Source organism: Actinomadura sp. CNU-125, from assembly GCF_001942465.1.
GTDB lineage: Bacteria > Actinomycetota > Actinomycetes > Streptosporangiales > Streptosporangiaceae > Spirillospora.
Window position 1 is genome coordinate 1 of sequence record NZ_MKJY01000119.1, and the last position, 15,299, is coordinate 15,299.

At 74.0% G+C, this 15,299-nt stretch carries 11 protein-coding genes and 1 pseudogene; 8 read left to right on the forward strand and 4 right to left on the reverse strand.

Annotated features, from left to right (window positions below; translation table 11 throughout):
- The 3 genes and pseudogenes from BJF79_RS55450 to glf all read right to left on the reverse strand — a co-directional run.
- The coding region (locus BJF79_RS55450; RefSeq protein ID WP_158079187.1) for a glycosyltransferase at positions 1–1,149 on the reverse strand (1,149 nt) is incomplete at its 3' end.
- A gap of 182 nt (positions 1,150–1,331) precedes the next feature.
- A pseudogene (locus BJF79_RS60155) lies at positions 1,332–2,147 on the reverse strand (glycosyltransferase family 2 protein); the annotation flags it as partial.
- Positions 2,144–3,316, reverse strand: coding sequence for a UDP-galactopyranose mutase (gene glf / locus BJF79_RS15960; protein WP_075898321.1), 1,173 nt, complete (start codon positions 3,314–3,316; stop codon positions 2,144–2,146). The pseudogene BJF79_RS60155 and the gene glf, both read right to left, overlap by 4 nt.
- 161 nt (positions 3,317–3,477) lie before the next feature.
- On the opposite strand from glf, the gene BJF79_RS15965 reads away from it, so the two are divergent.
- The 5 genes from BJF79_RS15965 to BJF79_RS55460 all read left to right on the forward strand — a co-directional run bounded on the left by BJF79_RS15965 (position 3,478) and on the right by BJF79_RS55460 (position 8,610).
- Positions 3,478–4,815, forward strand: a complete 1,338-nt coding sequence (locus BJF79_RS15965) for a hypothetical protein (RefSeq protein WP_075898323.1) — start codon at positions 3,478–3,480, stop codon at positions 4,813–4,815.
- Between the two features lie 8 nt (positions 4,816–4,823).
- Entirely contained in the window at positions 4,824–5,357 is a 534-nt protein-coding gene (locus BJF79_RS55455; RefSeq protein WP_158079188.1) for a hypothetical protein, read from the forward strand.
- Positions 5,270–7,009: a glycosyltransferase gene (locus BJF79_RS60160; RefSeq protein WP_262402102.1), complete on the forward strand. Its 1,740-nt coding sequence runs from the start codon at positions 5,270–5,272 to the stop codon at positions 7,007–7,009. Before BJF79_RS55455 ends, BJF79_RS60160 begins: the two co-directional genes overlap by 88 nt.
- Positions 6,990–7,256: a hypothetical protein gene (locus tag BJF79_RS15980; protein ID WP_075898327.1), complete on the forward strand. Its 267-nt coding sequence runs from the start codon at positions 6,990–6,992 to the stop codon at positions 7,254–7,256. The genes BJF79_RS60160 and BJF79_RS15980 overlap by 20 nt, the downstream gene beginning before the upstream one ends.
- Before the next feature lie 94 nt (positions 7,257–7,350).
- Positions 7,351–8,610 (forward strand): hypothetical protein, encoded by a 1,260-nt coding sequence (locus BJF79_RS55460; protein WP_075898329.1) that lies wholly within the window; start codon positions 7,351–7,353, stop codon positions 8,608–8,610.
- On the opposite strand, the gene BJF79_RS15990 is transcribed toward BJF79_RS55460, so the two are convergent.
- Positions 8,592–10,067 (reverse strand): family 43 glycosylhydrolase, encoded by a 1,476-nt coding sequence (locus tag BJF79_RS15990; RefSeq protein ID WP_083733485.1) that lies wholly within the window; start codon positions 10,065–10,067, stop codon positions 8,592–8,594. The two genes, BJF79_RS55460 and BJF79_RS15990, sit on opposite strands and share 19 nt — an antisense overlap.
- A gap of 136 nt (positions 10,068–10,203) precedes the next feature.
- Here BJF79_RS15990 and BJF79_RS15995 point away from each other — a divergent pair, with 136 nt between their 5' ends.
- The 3 genes from BJF79_RS15995 (at position 10,204) to BJF79_RS55465 (ending at position 15,068) form a co-directional block, all read left to right on the forward strand.
- A complete protein-coding gene (locus BJF79_RS15995; RefSeq protein ID WP_262402103.1) occupies positions 10,204–11,709 on the forward strand; it encodes a sulfatase in 1,506 nt (501 codons plus the stop codon).
- 149 nt (positions 11,710–11,858) lie between these two features.
- Positions 11,859–12,317: a hypothetical protein gene (locus BJF79_RS16000; protein WP_075898331.1), complete on the forward strand. Its 459-nt coding sequence runs from the start codon at positions 11,859–11,861 to the stop codon at positions 12,315–12,317.
- 84 nt (positions 12,318–12,401) lie between these two features.
- Complete coding sequence (locus tag BJF79_RS55465; RefSeq protein ID WP_158079190.1) at positions 12,402–15,068, forward strand: hypothetical protein; 2,667 nt, start codon at positions 12,402–12,404, stop codon at positions 15,066–15,068.
- The last annotated feature ends 231 nt before the right edge of the window (positions 15,069–15,299 follow it).

A 15,299-nucleotide genomic window follows, 5' to 3' on the forward strand; every position in this document is an offset into this window, starting at 1 on the left:
GTTCGCGGGCCGCGCGGGCGGGCCGCCCGGGCCGCCCGGGCCGCCCGGCGGGACGTTCGGATGGTTCGCGGTCGGGTGGGCCGTCATCGGCGTGCGGCCCCGGCGCGTCCGGGCCGCCGGGCTCGCCGGGCCGCCGGACGCCTCGAACGTGCGGCGCCACGCGTCCGGCGAGGCCAGCTCGTCCATCGACGACCGGTACTGCGCGCTGAGCTGCGGCCACTCGCGGCTGAGCCGGGCGTGCAGCAGCGACGTGCGCTTGAGGATCCGCTTGAACCGCTCGGGGTCGCGCTGGTACCAGGCGACCTTCGTGCCGTCGGCGGACGACACGAGCGCGCTGTCGAACTTCGACAGCAGCCCCCAGTGCCGGTCGATGTGCGGGATGACGGTCTGCGGGTTGCCGTGCGCGGCGGGGTCGACGCCCCGCATCTGCTTGACGGCGCCGAGCATCGCGGTCGCGAGCACGTTCACCCGTCCGGCCGGTGGTTTGGGCGTGCGCCCGCGCTTCGGCGGCCGGTTGGTGCGGACCTGAGGGAACTCCTCGTGGCTCGGCCGGTTCTGCGCGTCGGGGAACGCGGCGCGGAACGCGTTGATGTCGGCGAGCTTGGTGCGGATCCCGGCGTGCATGTGCGCGGGGCCGGTCAGCACGTCCTCGATCGCCGACAGCATCAGCTCGGCGGTCGAGTACTGCATGGCGAGGGCGTGCTTCACCGAGATGATGTAGCTCTCCTTCACCAGGTTGCCGCCCCGCTCGTACGGCGAGTGCAGCAGCGCGGTGACGATCCGGTTCCGCTCGTGGAAGTACGCCTGCCAGTCGATGGAGTCGTCCTTGTCCTGCCAGGGGACGTGCCAGGCGGCCATGCCGGGCAGCGACACCGTCGGGAACCCGGCCTCGCCGGCGCGGACGCAGTACTCGGCGTCGTCCCACTTGATGAACATCGGCATCGACAGGCCGATCTTGCGGACGACGTCGGTGGGGATGAGGCACATCCACCAGCCGTTGTAGTCGACGTCGACGCGGCGGTGCAAGCCACGGCGTCTTGCCGCAGGCCGCCGGAGCTGGTCTTCGGCTTGGCGTCCGGGTCGAGGGTCTGCGCGGGCGGCAGCGCGAAGTCGTGCTCGCGGCGGGTGTGCTCGGCCTCCTCCCACCACCAGCGGTACTTCGCGATGACCTCGCCGTACGCGTGCAGCTGGGAGCGGACGAACAGGTTGAACATGTGCCCGCCGACGACCGTCGGGGTGCGGGCGAAGTCGCCGAACGCGACGGCGCGCAGGATGCCCTCGGTCTCGGTGACGACGTCGTCGTCGAGGAGCAGCACGTAGTCGCTGGTGCCGGAGCGGAGCGTCTCGTCCATCGCGCGGGAGAACCCGCCGGACCCGCCGAGGTTCGGCTGCTCGATGAGCCGCAGCCGGTGCCCGAGGCCCTCGGCCGCCGCCGCGTACCGTCCGTCGTCGCGGACCTTCTGGTTCCCCTGGTCGACGACGAAGATCTCGTCGACGATGTCGAGCGCCTCCGGCGCGGCGGCGAGCGCGACGAGCTGGTCGACGCAGAAGCTCGGCCGGTTGAACGTGGTGATGCCGAGGCTGACGCGCCCCTGCCGGACGTGCCCGGGTTCGGCGCACCAGTCGGCGCGTTCGAGGACGGCGTCGCGCTCGCCCGCGAGGACGTCCATCCAGTACCAGCCGCCGTCGATGAACGGGCTCAGCGTCAGCCGGAACGTCTCCTCGTGGGCGTCGTCGCTGTCGACCCGGACGGACGCGACGCGCGACACGTGCCCCTTCGAGCTCGACCGGTACACGATGACGGTCGCCTGCCCGCGCACGCGGACCCGCAGGAACACCTCGTCCACCGACGTCCAGCGCCGCCAGTAGCTCGCCGGGAACGCGTTGAAGTACGTCGCGAACGACACGCGCCGCCCGACCGGGACGACGACGCTGCGGCGCCCGACGATGTCGCCGCCCTCCCCGCCGGACTCCGCCGCGGATTCCGCGGCGGCCTCGGCGGCGAACGCCTCCGCGCCGCGGCCGATCTCGCCCTCGACGTACAGCTTCAGGACGTCGAGGTCGCGGTCGACGGGCAGCACGACCCGCTGCAGCACGCGCAGGCCGCCGTCGATCTCGGTGGCTCCCGTGGTTCCCGGATCGCTCATTCGTCTGCACCTCCACTAATGAGACGCGAACCCTCGGCGAAATGGGGACGCAGTCGGTTGTCGACCATGTTGAGCGCGCTCGCTATGGCCATGTGCATGTCGAGGTACTGGTAGGTGCCGAGCCGGCCGCCGAACAGGACGCCGTCCTCGGCGGCGGCGAGCTTGCGGTACGCCTGCAGCTTCGCGCGGTCGCCGGGGGTGTTGATCGGGTAGTACGGCTCGTCGCCGCGTTCGGCGAACCGCGAGTACTCCCGCATGATGACCGTCCGGTCGGACGGGTAGCGGTCGCGGCGCTCGGGGTGGAAGTGGCGGAACTCGTGGATGCGCGTGTACGGGACGTCCTCGTCGGCGTAGTTCATCACCGGGGTGCCCTGGAAGTCGCCGGTGTCGGCGATCTCCATCTCGAAGTCGAGGGTGCGCCAGCCGAGTTCGCCTTCCGCGTGCCCGAAGTAGCGGTCGAGGGGGCCGGTGTAGACGACCGGGACGTTGCCGACGGCGTCGTCGCGCAGGTCGAAGAAGTCGGTGTTCAGCCGCACCTCGATGTTGGGGTGGTCGGCCATCCGCTCCAGCCAGGCGGTGTAGCCGTCGACCGGGAGCCCCTCGTAGGTGTCACTGAAGTAGCGGTTGTCGAACGTGTACCGCACCGGCAGCCGGGTGATGATCTCCAGCGGCAGCTCGCGCGGGTCCGTCTGCCACTGCTTCGCCGTGTAGCCGCGGACGAACGCCTCGTACAGCGGGCGCCCGATCAGCGAGATCGCCTTCTCCTCCAGGTTCGCCGGGTCGGTGACCTCGGCGGCCTGCTCGGCGATCAGCGCGCGCGCCTCGTCCGGGGTGAACGCCCGGCCGAAGTACTCGCAGACGGTGCCGAGGTTGATCGGCATCGGGTAGATCCGGTCGCGGTACCGGGAGTACACGTGGTGCCGGTAGCCGGTGAAGGCGGTGAACCGGTTGACGTACTCCCAGACGCGCTCGTTGGAGGTGTGGAAGAGGTGGGCGCCGTAGCGGTGGATCTCGATGCCGGTCTCCGGCTCGTCCTCGCTGTAGGCGTTGCCGCCGATGTGGTCGCGCCGGTCCAGGACCAGGACGCGCAGGCCCAGTTCGGCCGCGCAGCGCTCGGCGACGGTCAGGCCGAACAGCCCGCTGCCGGCCACCACGAGATCAACGTTCATTCAGGGGGCGTCCATCCGGCGGGGGGAGTGTGCAGAACCCGGTGTGCGAGACCCGGTGGGCGGGGCCTGCCGCGCGTGGATCGCCGGCCGGTCCGGTGGTACAGATTGGGGCTAAGATACCCGGGGTTCGATCGATACCGGTGCAGGAATCAAGGAACGCGGTGATCTCGTCCCATTCCGGACGCGCTGAGCGGGGCACCCGCCCGGCGATCTTCCTGCATGTCGGGGCGGCCAAGAGCGGCACCACCTACCTGCAGCAGATCCTCTGGCACAACCGCCACCGGCTGCGCGAGCACGGCGTCCTGTATCCGGGCGCCGACCAGGCCGCGCACGTCCGCGCGGCGTTCGATCTGCGGCACACGTTCTTCTCCGGCGCGTCCGACCCGTCCGTGCCGGGGTCGTGGCGGCGGCTGGTGGACGAGTGCCGCGACTGGGGCGGCGACGCGATCATCTCGCAGGAGCTGTTCGCGCCCGCCCGGATGAAGTACGTGCGCCGCGCGCTGACCGACCTGACCTTCGCCGATGTTCACGTGGTGTTCACCGTCCGGGACCTCGCCCGGCAGATCCCCGCGCACTGGCAGGAGGACGTCAAGAACCGGTTCGACGTCTCGTTCGCGGAGTTCCTCGCGACACTGAAGCAGCCCGACCGCAAGGCGTTCGAGATGGCGCGCCTGTTCTGGGGTCTCCAGGACCCGGTGGACGTCCTGCGCCGGTGGGGCGGGACGCTGCCGCGCGAGCGGGTCCACGTGGTGACGCTGCCCCGGCCCGGGGCGCCCCGCGACCTGCTGTGGCGGCGGTTCTGCGAGGCGGTCCGGCTCGACCCGGACGCCTACGACCTCGCGGCCCCGTTCGACAACCCGTCCCTCGGCCTCGCCGAGACGCAGTGGCTGCTGCGGCTCAACCGGGCCCTCGACCGTGAGCTGGTGGGTTGGCACGTCCACAACGCGGAGGTGAAGCTCAACCTCGCGCAGGGGGTGCTGGCGGCGCGGCCGTCGCCCGCGAAGACCGTGCTGCCCGCCGAGCATCTGCCGTGGGCGACCGAACTGGCCGTCGACACCGTGGAGCGGCTGCGCGCCGCCCGCTACGACGTCGTCGGCGACCTGTACGAGCTGATCCCCATGGTCGGGCCGGGCACGGCGCACTGGCTGCCGCCCGCCCCCGACCCGGACGAACCGGACTGGGCGGCCGTCGCCGACGTCGGCCTCGACGCGATCGGCACGCTGCTGGCCCGGCTCCGCGACGCCGAGGACCGCGCCGCGCGCACCGCCGAACCGGACGTCCCGATCGCCGAGCGGCTCACCGAGATGGGCGCGCACGCGGCGGAGCTGCGGGACGTGACGGCCGCGCTCGCCGACGAGGCGACGCCGCCGGTCGTCCGGGCGATGCGGGAGGTCGGGGACCGGTACCCGGCCGTCCGGGGGCAGCTGCGCGGCGCCTACCGGCTGCTGCAGGACATCGCCGCCCGCACCGGCGAGAACACCGACACGAACACGAGGTGAACGGGCAGATGGCAGAGAGCGCGGACGGGCGCAAGACCGTCTACCTGCACGTCGGCGCGCCGACCGCCGGGGCGGCGTTCCTGCACCGGGCGCTGTGGGCGAACCGGCGGCGGCTCGCCGACGCCGGTGTCGGGCATCCGGTCACCGGGCCGAACGAGCACTTCGGCGCCGTCATGGACCTGCGGGAGATGAGCTGGGGCGGCCACCGCGACCCGGCGTGGGACGGCGCCTGGGACCGCGTCGCGCGGCGCGCCCGCGAGTGGGACGGCCCGACGGTCGTGTTCTCGCACGGGCTGCTGGGCGGCGCGTCCGCCGCGCAGGCGCGGCACGCGGTCGCGACGCTGGAACCCGCCGAGGTGCACGTCGTGTTCGCGACCCGCGACCTCGGCTGCAGCTCATCCTCGACTGGCAGGAGCAGATCCGCCACAACCACGACATCACGTTCGAGCGGTTCGTGGACGACCTGGTCGAGTTCGGCATCGACGCGCCCGAGCCGTTCGGGAAGATGTTCTGGGGCCTGCACGACCCGGTCCGGGTGCTGAAGACGTGGGAGTCGGCGGTGCCGAAGGAGCGCGTGCACGTCCTGACGCTGCCCGCGCCCGGCGCGGGCCCGGACGTCCTGTGGGACCGGTTCTGCGCGCTGACCGGCATCGACCCGGCGGTGTGCGACGTCGGCGGCCTCGCCGACGAGGAGCCGCTGTCGGCGGTCGAGGCGGAGCTGCTGCGCCGGTTGAACGGGCGGCTCGGCACCGCGCTCGGCGGCGACTACGAGCGCGTCGTCCGCGGCTACCTCGCCGGCGGCGGCCTCACCGCCGGAAGCGACGCGGCCGGTGACGCGGCGGGCGGTGTCCCGATGGGGCTGCCGCCCCGGCACGACGGCTGGGCCGCCGACCGCACCCGCGCGATCGTCGCCGACCTGCGCGACGCCGGGTACGGGGTGGCGGGCGACATGGCGGAGCTGACGACGTCGCGGACCCCGCGCGAGGCGATGCTGCCCGGCGACGTCCCGGACGAGCTGATCGCCGCGGCGTCCATCGGGGTGTCGGCGTACCTGCTGGAACGGCTGAACCAGGTGCACGACCGGGTCGGCATCGCGCACCTGCACGGGCAGCTGTCGGACGTCCGGGAGAACCTCGACCGGCTGCTGCAGGCGGCCGCGTCGCCGTCCCCGCCCCCGGCGCTGCAGCGCGCCGCCGCGCGCCGCCGGGCAGGCGCGGGTGACCGCCCGGCCGGGGCGCCCGGCGGCGTCCGGGGTGACGGTCGCGGCCGGTTCGTCGTCACCTACGACCGGCGCGAGCTGCTGGCGGAGTCGCTCGCGGCCCTCGCCGCGCAGGAGCGGCGGCCCGACCGGATCGTGGTCGTCGACAACGCGTCGGGGGACGGCACCCCGGCGATGGTCCGGGAGCGGTTCCCGGACGCCGACCTGCTGACGCTGCCGCGCAACACCGGCGGCGCGGGCGGCTTCGCCGCCGGGATGGCGCACGCGCTCTCCGGGGACACCGATCTGCTCTGGCTGCTGGACGACGACACCGTGCCGGAGCCGGGCGCGCTGCGTGCGCTGCTGGCCGCCCGCGACCGGACGGCCGGGCTCGACGGCCCCGCGACGCTGCTCGCCAGCCGCGTGGTGTGGACCGACGGCCGGGACCATCCGATGAACACGCCGCGGCCCAAGCCGCGCGCGTCCGCGGTCGAGCGGGCGGCGGCGCGGGCTGCGGGCTGCGTCCCGATCCGGTCGGCGTCGTTCGTGTCGGTGCTGGTGGACGCCGCGGTCGTCCGCGAGCGGGGCCTGCCGGTCGCCGACTACTTCCTGTGGAACGACGACTTCGAGTTCACGACGCGGCTGCTGCGGGGGCGCCGCGGGCTGCTGTGCCCGGACAGCGTCGTCGTCCACAAGACCAAGACGTTCGGGGGTGCGGACGCCGATCCCGGCGACCGCTTCTACTACGAGGTCCGCAACAAGATCTGGTTGTTCACCGGCAGCCGCGGGCTCGCGCCGCCGGAACGCGTCCTGTACGCGGGTTCCACGGTGCGGCGGTGGTCGCGCACGTTCGCGGGCTCCTCGGACCGGGCGGTGCTGCGCCGCGCCCTGGTGCGCGGGGCGCGGGCGGGGCTGACGGGCCGGCCGAAGCCCACCGCGGACCTGCTGCGCGAGATCGGAGTCGAGGTCCCCCTCCATGACGGCGACGCCCCATGACATCCCGGACACCGCCCCGCCGGACCGCGCGGAGGCGCCGCGCGGCCGGTGGTACGCCCGGTTCCTGACCGGCGGGCTCCCGCCGCTGCTCGCGGCCGCGCTGACGCTGGCCGTCTCGCTGATCGGCATCCGCCGCCCGTCGCTGTGGCTCGACGAGGCCGCGACGATCAGATGGCGACGCGGTCGTACGAGGACATGTTCGCCGTCTTCGACCATCTCGACCTCGTCCACGCCCTCTACTACATGATCATGCGGCCGTGGGTCATGGCGTTCGGGACGGGCGAGCTCGCGCTGCGGCTGCCGAGCGCCCTCGCGACGGCGGCGGCCGCCGCGGGGGCACCGTGCTCGTGCGGCGCCTGCACGGGACGTCCGCGGCGCTCCTCGGCGGCCTCGCGTTCGCCGTCGCGGTGCAGACCTCCCGGTGGTCGCAGGAGGCCCGCTCCTACGCGATGGTCGCGGCCGTCGCGGTGCTCGCGACGTACCTGCTCGTCCGGGCCGTCGAACCGGACGCGCGGCGGCGGTGGCCGTGGTTCGCGTGCTACGTCCCGGCGGTCATGGCGCTCGGGTTCCTGCACCTGCACGGCGTCCTGCTGGTGGCGGCGCACGGCACGACGCTGCTGCTGATGCGCGCGGCGCCCGGGATCTGGGCGCGCTGGCTCGCCGCGTCCGCGCTGGCCGCGGCACCGCTCGTCCCGTTCGCGCTCGCCGCGCAGGACCAGACGCGGCAGGTGGAGTGGCTGCCCGAACCGTCCTGGGACGTCGTGTGGACGCAGGTGCAGTTCGTGTGCGGCTCCCGCCCGCTCGTCCTGCCGGTGCTGGCGATCGCGCTGATCGGCGCGGTCGCGGGCTTCCGGCCGCGCGCCGGGTCGGCGTCCGGCGGTACGGCGTCCACCGGGTCGGCGTCCACCGGGTCGCGGCGCGGGGTGCCGTTGACCGCCGTCGCGGTTCCGTGGCTGGTGCTGCCGACCGTGCTGCTGCTGGTCGTGTCGATGGTCGGCGACCCGATGTTCTACTACCGCTACACCGTCTACACCCTGCCCGCGCTGGGGCTGCTGCTCGGCGCGGGCCTCGCGTGGCTGGTCGCCCTGTCGTCGCGCCGCGCCGTCCAGGCGGTCGTGCTGGCGGTGGCTCTGGCGGCGCTCGTCGTCCCCTCGCTGGAGGCGCACGACGTCATCCGGCGGGTGCAGAGCCGTCCGGAGAACATGCGCAAGGCGGCGAACGCCGTCCGGAACAACGCCCGTCCGGGGGACGCGATCGTCTACCTCGCGGGCGTCGTGCGGTGGACCGCGGCGACCTACCCGGACGCCTTCGGCCGGCTCGACGACGTGGGCATGCGCGTCGACCCGGTGACCGCCGCGAACCTCAAGGGCCGCGACGTCCCCCCGCGCGACCTCCGGGCGAAGCTCGCCCGCTACGACCGCGTGTGGGTGATGAACCACCGGGAGCTGGATCCGCACGGCCCGATCGTCGACCGGCGGGAGCTGGCCGTGCAGGCGGCCGGGCCGTGGCGCGAAGTCCGCACCTGGACGTTCCGCGGCGGCTGGCTGATCCTGTTCGAGCGCGTCGACGTCCCGCGCGGGCGTCAGCGGACGTCCACGTAGTCGAGTTGGCCTTTGCCTTCTGGGCGGCCCGCACCGGCCAGGCGGCGCAGGCCGAGCGCGTTCCAGCCGCCGCCCAGCCGCACCTTCGCGGTGACGGACGCCCAGTCGGCGCCGTCCGTCGCGCCCAGCTTCACCGACGCGGCGGCCGTCCCGTTCACCAGCAGCCGCAGGTCGGAGTCCGCGCCGGACCGGTTCGCGTACTGCAGCCGCACGTCGTACTCCCCGGCGACGGGCGCGAACACGCGCACGTCCACCCGGCAGTCGCCGCGCGCGAACGGCCCCGCCGCCTTGCCGCCGGACGCGTTCGGGCGCGGCAGCGCGGACACGCAGCCGTTCAGCGCGCCCGCCTCGACCTCGTAGCGGACGGACACGCCCCGCACCACCGGCCGCGTCCCGTCCCAGCCGAGCGGCGCCACGTACATCGGCCGCGTCACCTTCGAGCCGCCGTGGTACTCGGTGATGCCGTGGAACAGCAGGTAGTCGCCGGTGCCGTCGCTGAGGACGTCCGCGCTGCCCGGCCCCTCGACCTTCTCCCCGTACAGGTCCGTCGACTGGATCGGCGCGGCGCCCTTCTCGTAGGGTCCCCAGATCGACGACGCGACCGCGTACCGGGTCTGGTAGTTCGACTTGAAGTACCAGCCCGCCGAGTAGAACAGCACGTACTTGCCGCCGCGCTTCACGAGGTCGGGCGCCTCGACCAGGACGGGCTCGTCGCCGCCGCGGCCGAGGATGCGGCTCGGCGGCGCGGCGAGCTCCAGCCCGTCGGACGTCAGCTGCACGAGGTAGATCGCGGCGGTCGCGCGGGCGTCGCTCTTGTAGAGCAGGAAGCGGGTGCCGTCGTCCTCGACGAACGACGCCGCGTCGATGGCGCCGCCGAGGTTCTCGGGGCAGATCAGCGGCTCGCCGTCGCGCGGGAGGAACGGGCCCGCGGGCGACGTCGCGGTCGCGATGCCGATGCACTGGACGTCGGCGTCCCTGCGGCGGGCCGTGAAGTACAGCAGGTACGGGTCGCCCTGCCGCCGCGGCGCCACCACCTCGGGCGCCCACGTCCAGCCGGACTCGGCCCAGGCGGGCAGCGCCGCGAGGCCGTCGCCGGGCGAGCGGGTCCACGGCCCGGCGGGCGCCGGGGCGGTCGCGACCGGCATCATCGCGTCGCCGCCGTTGGTGCCGTAGGCGAAGTAGGTGTCGCCCACCTTGATGGCGGCCGGGTCGGCGAAGGAGTCGTCGAGGACCGGTTCGGTCGGCGAGTAGCCGGGCGGCAGGATCGGCGCGGCCGTCTGCGCCGGGCTCGCCGCGGGCTTGCTCGACGAGGTCCGCGCGTCCGGCTCGCCGCCGCCGCCCGGTCCGCAGGACGCGGCCAGGCCGACGACCAGCGCCACCGCGCCGCTGACGGCCGCGCCGACGAGCAACGGCGTCAGCGGTCCACGCGCCCGCGGCGCCCCGCCCGTCCTCTGCACAACTCCGCATCATGCCAACAACCGGCACACGACGGCGAACCACCACTCGGCACGCGAATCGCCCGGCGGCCGATTACCCTTGGCTCCGGCGGCTGCGACCGGGGCGCCGGAAAACGACGGCGAGGAGTGGCCGACTTTGTTCGACGAAAGCCGGCTGCGGCGCGGCGCGCCCGCCGTCCTGCTCGTGCTCGCCATGCTCGTGCTCAGCGGCTGTTTCGGGTTTCCGCGAAAGGAGAGCGGCCCGGCGGAGAGCAAGCCCGTCACGAAGCCGAACATCGTGTTCGTCCTGACCGACGACCTGTCGTGGAAGCTCATCGACCACATGCCGCAGGTGAAGCGGATGCAGGCCGAGGGCGTCACGTTCGACAACTTCCTCGTCGCCGACTCGCTGTGCTGCACGTCCCGCGCCACCATCTTCACCGGGCAGTACCCGCACAACACGAAGGTCCGCACGAACTTCCCGCCGCTCGGCGGCTACGACGTCTTCCGGCGGGAGGGCAGCGAGCAGAAGTCGTTCGCGCCCGGCCTCCAGAAGGCCGGGTACCGGACCGCGATGCTCGGCAAGTACATGAACGGCTACCAGCCCCTCGACTCCGCCACCGGCTCGACGAACGTCCCGCACGGCTGGAACGAGTGGTACGTCGCCGGGAACGGGTACCCGGAGTTCGGCTACAACCTGAACGAGAACGGCAAGATCGTCCGTTACGGCGAGGAACCGCAGGACTACATGACGGACGTCCTCGCCTACAAGGGCCTCGACTTCATCGACCGCTCGCACGCCTCCGGGCAGCCGTTCTTCATGGAGGTCTCGACGTTCGCGCCGCACGGCCCGTTCGTCCCGGCGCCCCGGCACGCCGCGCTGTTCCCGAACCTGAAGGCGCCGCGCACGCCGTCGTTCAACGAGGCCGACATCGGCGACAAGCCCTCCTGGCTGCGGCAGCACAACAAGAAGCTGGGGCCCCGCCAGGTCGCCCGCATCGACGAGGGGTTCCGCGACCGCGTCCGCATGGTGCAGGCCGTGGACGAGATGCTCGGCAAGATCCGCGACCGGGTGAAGAAACTAGGGATCGAGAAGGACACCGTCGTGATCTTCGGGTCCGACAACGGGTTCCACATGGGCGAGCACCGGCTCGCGGGCGGCAAGATGACCCCCTACACCATCGACATCCGGGTGCCGTTCGTGTTCGTCGGCCCCGGCATCGGCGGCGGCGGACGGGTCACGCAGATCGCGCAGAACACCGACCTCGCGCCGACGTTCCTCGAACTTGCCGGGGCGCCGGTCCCCGCCGCGACCGACGGGCGCTCGCTCGTCCCGTTCCTGCGCGGCGACGCCCCGGCGGACTGGCGGGACACCGCGCTCGTCGAACACGTCAAACCCGCGTACTCCGAACAGGATCCCGACCGCCAGGATGCGCTTCCGGGCGCGCCCACGACCTACAATGCACTGCGGACGACCGACATGCTGTACGTCGAGTACGCCGACGGCGAGCGCGAGTACTACGACCTGACCCGCGACCCCCACCACCTGACCAACATCGCCGCGACGCTGGCCCCGGAACGGCGGCGGACGCTCACCGCGCGCCTCTACGCACTGACCCGCTGTGCGGGGGCGTCGTGCGCCGCCGCGGGACGGAGCGGCTAGCGGTTCCACCGGGTGGTTCCGGTGGGCGGTTCTGTCCCGTATGCGCCGCTATCATCGCCGGTGAGTACGGCCCCGCGCGTACGGCATGACGATGCAGACGAGACGCGCATGCAGGCGGCATGCACGTGACATGAGGCTGGAGTGCAGGCGTGACCGCAACCGGAAACCCGGACGACGACCGGCAGGGCCGTCCCGAAGCCGGACAGCCGGAGGAGGCTCCCCCGCCGCCGCAGTGGCTGTCCGACGGCGAGCAGCCGGGCGGTGCCGCGCCGCTGCTCCCCGAACCCGCGCCGCTGCCGCCGTTCGGGTCCCCGCTCCCGGACGAGCCGGAGCAGGACACCAACCGCACGGTGAGCGACCTCGACGTCAGCGGGATGCGCACGCAGATCTTCAAGAAGGACGACGAGGCCCCGGCGGCGACCGGCGCCGAGCCGCCGCCCCTGCCGCCGTTCCCCGGCGCGGAAGGCGAGGCGGGCGGCGCGGGCGAGTCGCCCGACCACACGGTCGCGGACTCCTCCGCCTGGACCGCCTCGCCCGCCGGATCGCCGGGACCGGCGGGACCGGCGGATCCGCCGGTCCCGACACGGGCGAGGGCGAGGCGACGATGATCGTCGTCAGACGCCGTCGACTCCGACAAGACGATGCAGGTGGGCCAGCAGCCGCCCGCGCCTCCGGTTCCGCCGCAGTCCCCGATGCAGGCCGAGCCGGCCGAGCCGCCCGCGCCCCCCGCGCCGCCCGGCCCGCCCGGTCCGCCCGAGTGGCAGAGCCCGTCGGACGTGACCCGCGCGGAGCGGCCCATCGAGCCGTCCACCGAGCAGTTCGCCGGGGCGCAGCAGCCCCCCGCGCCGCCCGTACCGGAACCGTTCCCGTGGGCGCAGGAGATCCCCGGCACCCCGACCCAGCAGCCGCCCGCGCAGCCGCCCGGTCCCCAGCCGTTCCCGTACGCGCAGGACGTCCCGGGCGCGAACGCCCACCCGTCCCCCGGCCTCCCGACCGCCGGGCAGCCGCCCGGCCCCGGGCAGCAGGCGGCGCCGCCGCAGCTCGACGAGCCGTGGCGCACGACGCCGCAGCAGAACGGGCCCAAGAAGAAGAAAAGCAAGAAGGGCCTGCTGATCGGCGTCGCCGGGCTCGCCGCCGTCGCGGTCATCGCGGGCGGCGGATACGCGGTCGTGACCGTCCTCGGCGGCGACGAAGGACCCACCGGCGGCGGCCAGGCCAAGCTGGCGGCGTCCACGTTCGCCGTCCCCGGCTCCGCCCAGACCGACGGACGCGACCAGGAGCTCGGCGGCGCCGCGGCCGTCGGGCAGACGGTCGTCACGGTCGGCGCGGAGACGGCGCGGGCGCGTCCCGCGGCATCTTCCTGGTGTCGACCGACGGCGGCCGCACGTTCAAGTCCGCGACCGTGCAGGGGCCGGGCGGCAAGGCGACCCCGCAGGCCGTCGCGGGCGGCCCGTCCGGCTGGGTCGCGATCGGCGCGGGCTGCGACCGGCGGCGCCGTCTGGACGAGCTCGGACGGCCAGAGCTGGACGCGGCAGCCCGACGCCGTCGGGCGCGTCTTCGACGGCGGCCACCGCGTCGACCGGATCGCCGCCACCGGCTCCGGGTACGTCGCCATCGGCGCGAAGTCCGCGAAGGGCGACTTCAGCGACGAGGAGCCGATCGTCTGGCTGTCGTCCGACGGGCGCGCCTGGGAGGCCCGCACCGGCGACCAGATCGGCCTGAACGTCAAGAAGGCGTCGTTCTCGCTGGTCGAGGTCGCCGCGAGCGGCGACGTCGTGCTGCTCGAAGGGCTCATCAAGCCCGACAACAAGAAGCCGCCGCAGTACCGGAAGGTGTGGCGGTCGCAGGACGGCGGCCGCACCTGGGCGGCGTCCGAGGTGCCGGTGCCCAAGGGCAGCCGCGGCCTCAACATCGGCGGCGGCCAGGCCGGGTTCCTCGCCGTCCGCGAGATGAAGGACGGCGACACCCTCTTCGGCCAGACGTTCGTCTCCAAGGACGGCGAGAACTGGACGAAGACCGGGAAGCTCGCCGCGGAGGAGTACCGCTCGACCAGCCGGATCATCGGCGACGCGAACGGCTACACCGCGCTCGTCGCGCGCGGCGGCGACGTCCTGCTGTCGCACAGCGCGGACGGCAAGACGTGGAAGGCGGCGGGCACCGCGGCCGCCAAGCCGGGCCGCGAGGTCACCGGCGCGGCCCTGGCGAACGGCCAGACCGTCCTCGTGGGCCGCGAGCCCGGCGGCGGCGACATGGACCCGATGCTCGCCGTGTGGGACGCGAACGGGCAGCAGGTGCCGATCGACCTCGCGAAGATCCCCGGCGCGATCCGTCCGGACCACGCCGTGCAGGCCGTCGGCGGGTCGTCGTCGCTGGCCGTCGCGGTCGGCAGCGCGTCCGGCGACGCCGCCGTGTGGACGTCCGCGGACGGCGCGACCTGGAAGTCCGCGCAGGGCCTCGGCGCCGCGTTCACCCGGCCCGGCCCGCAGCGGCTCCTCGACGTCGCCACCGGCAAGTCCGGCTGGGTCGCGGTCGGCTACGACCAGACGGCGCCCAAGCGCGCGCTCGTCGTCACCTCGCAGGACGGCGCGACGTGGCAGGCCGCCGATGCCGGCGCGGCGTTCCGTCCGGACGGGGACGGTGCGCCCGCCACCAGCGCCGTCGCGGCCGGCGCCGCCGGGTACGTGGTCGTCGGCACGCACGGGTACTCGGCGTCGGCCTCGTTCTCCGCCGACACGAAGACCTGGGAGAAGGGCGAGGGCACCGACGGGAACGCGCTGAAGGGCACCCCCGACGCGGCCAAGTGGATGCTGGACGTCGCCGCGCCCGCCTCGGGCTTCGTCGCGGCGGGCGGGCACCGCGACGCGCAGGGCAACCACCCGGCGGTGTGGTCGTCGGCCGACGGCAAGCAGTGGACGCTGAAGTCGCTGCCGGTGCCGAGCGGCGTCACCGAGGCGCACCTGACGCACATCGCCGCGAAGGGCGACACGCTCGTCGCGGCGGGGATCGCCGCGACGCAGGAGGGCCTGGTCTGGATCGGCTACACCTCCGCCGACGGCGGCAAGACCTGGAAGGACCTGCCCGCGCCCGGCGGCGACGGCAAGATCACCGTGTCGGCGCTGGCGGCGACCGCGGACGGCTTCGCCGGGGCCGCGACGTCCGCGGCGTCCGGCTCGGCCGACGTGGTCTCGCTGACCTCGACGGACGGCCTGTCGTGGGAGGCGTCGAAGCCGGGCGGCACCGGCCTCGGCGGCGACGGCGACCAGGAGATCACCGGGCTCTCCGCGTTCGGGGAGAAGCTGCTCGGCGTCGGCCAGAACGTCGGCGCGGACGGTGTCCAGCCCGTCCTGTGGGAGCGGTGAGGGCCGCGTAGCGACGGCCCGGTCTCACGCTGGAAGGCGGTCGCGGGACGGTTCACGGACCGTCCGGCGGCCGCCCTTCGCGTTCAGCGGGCCTGCGGGCGCGTTCAGCGGGCCTGCGGGCCGGGCTGCTCGGGCGGACGGGCGTGGCGCGGGACGTACGCGCGCTTCTCCGGGGCGCCGCGTCGACCGGCCCGGCGGGGAGCTGGTCGGGCGCGGGGGCGGGGGCGAGGC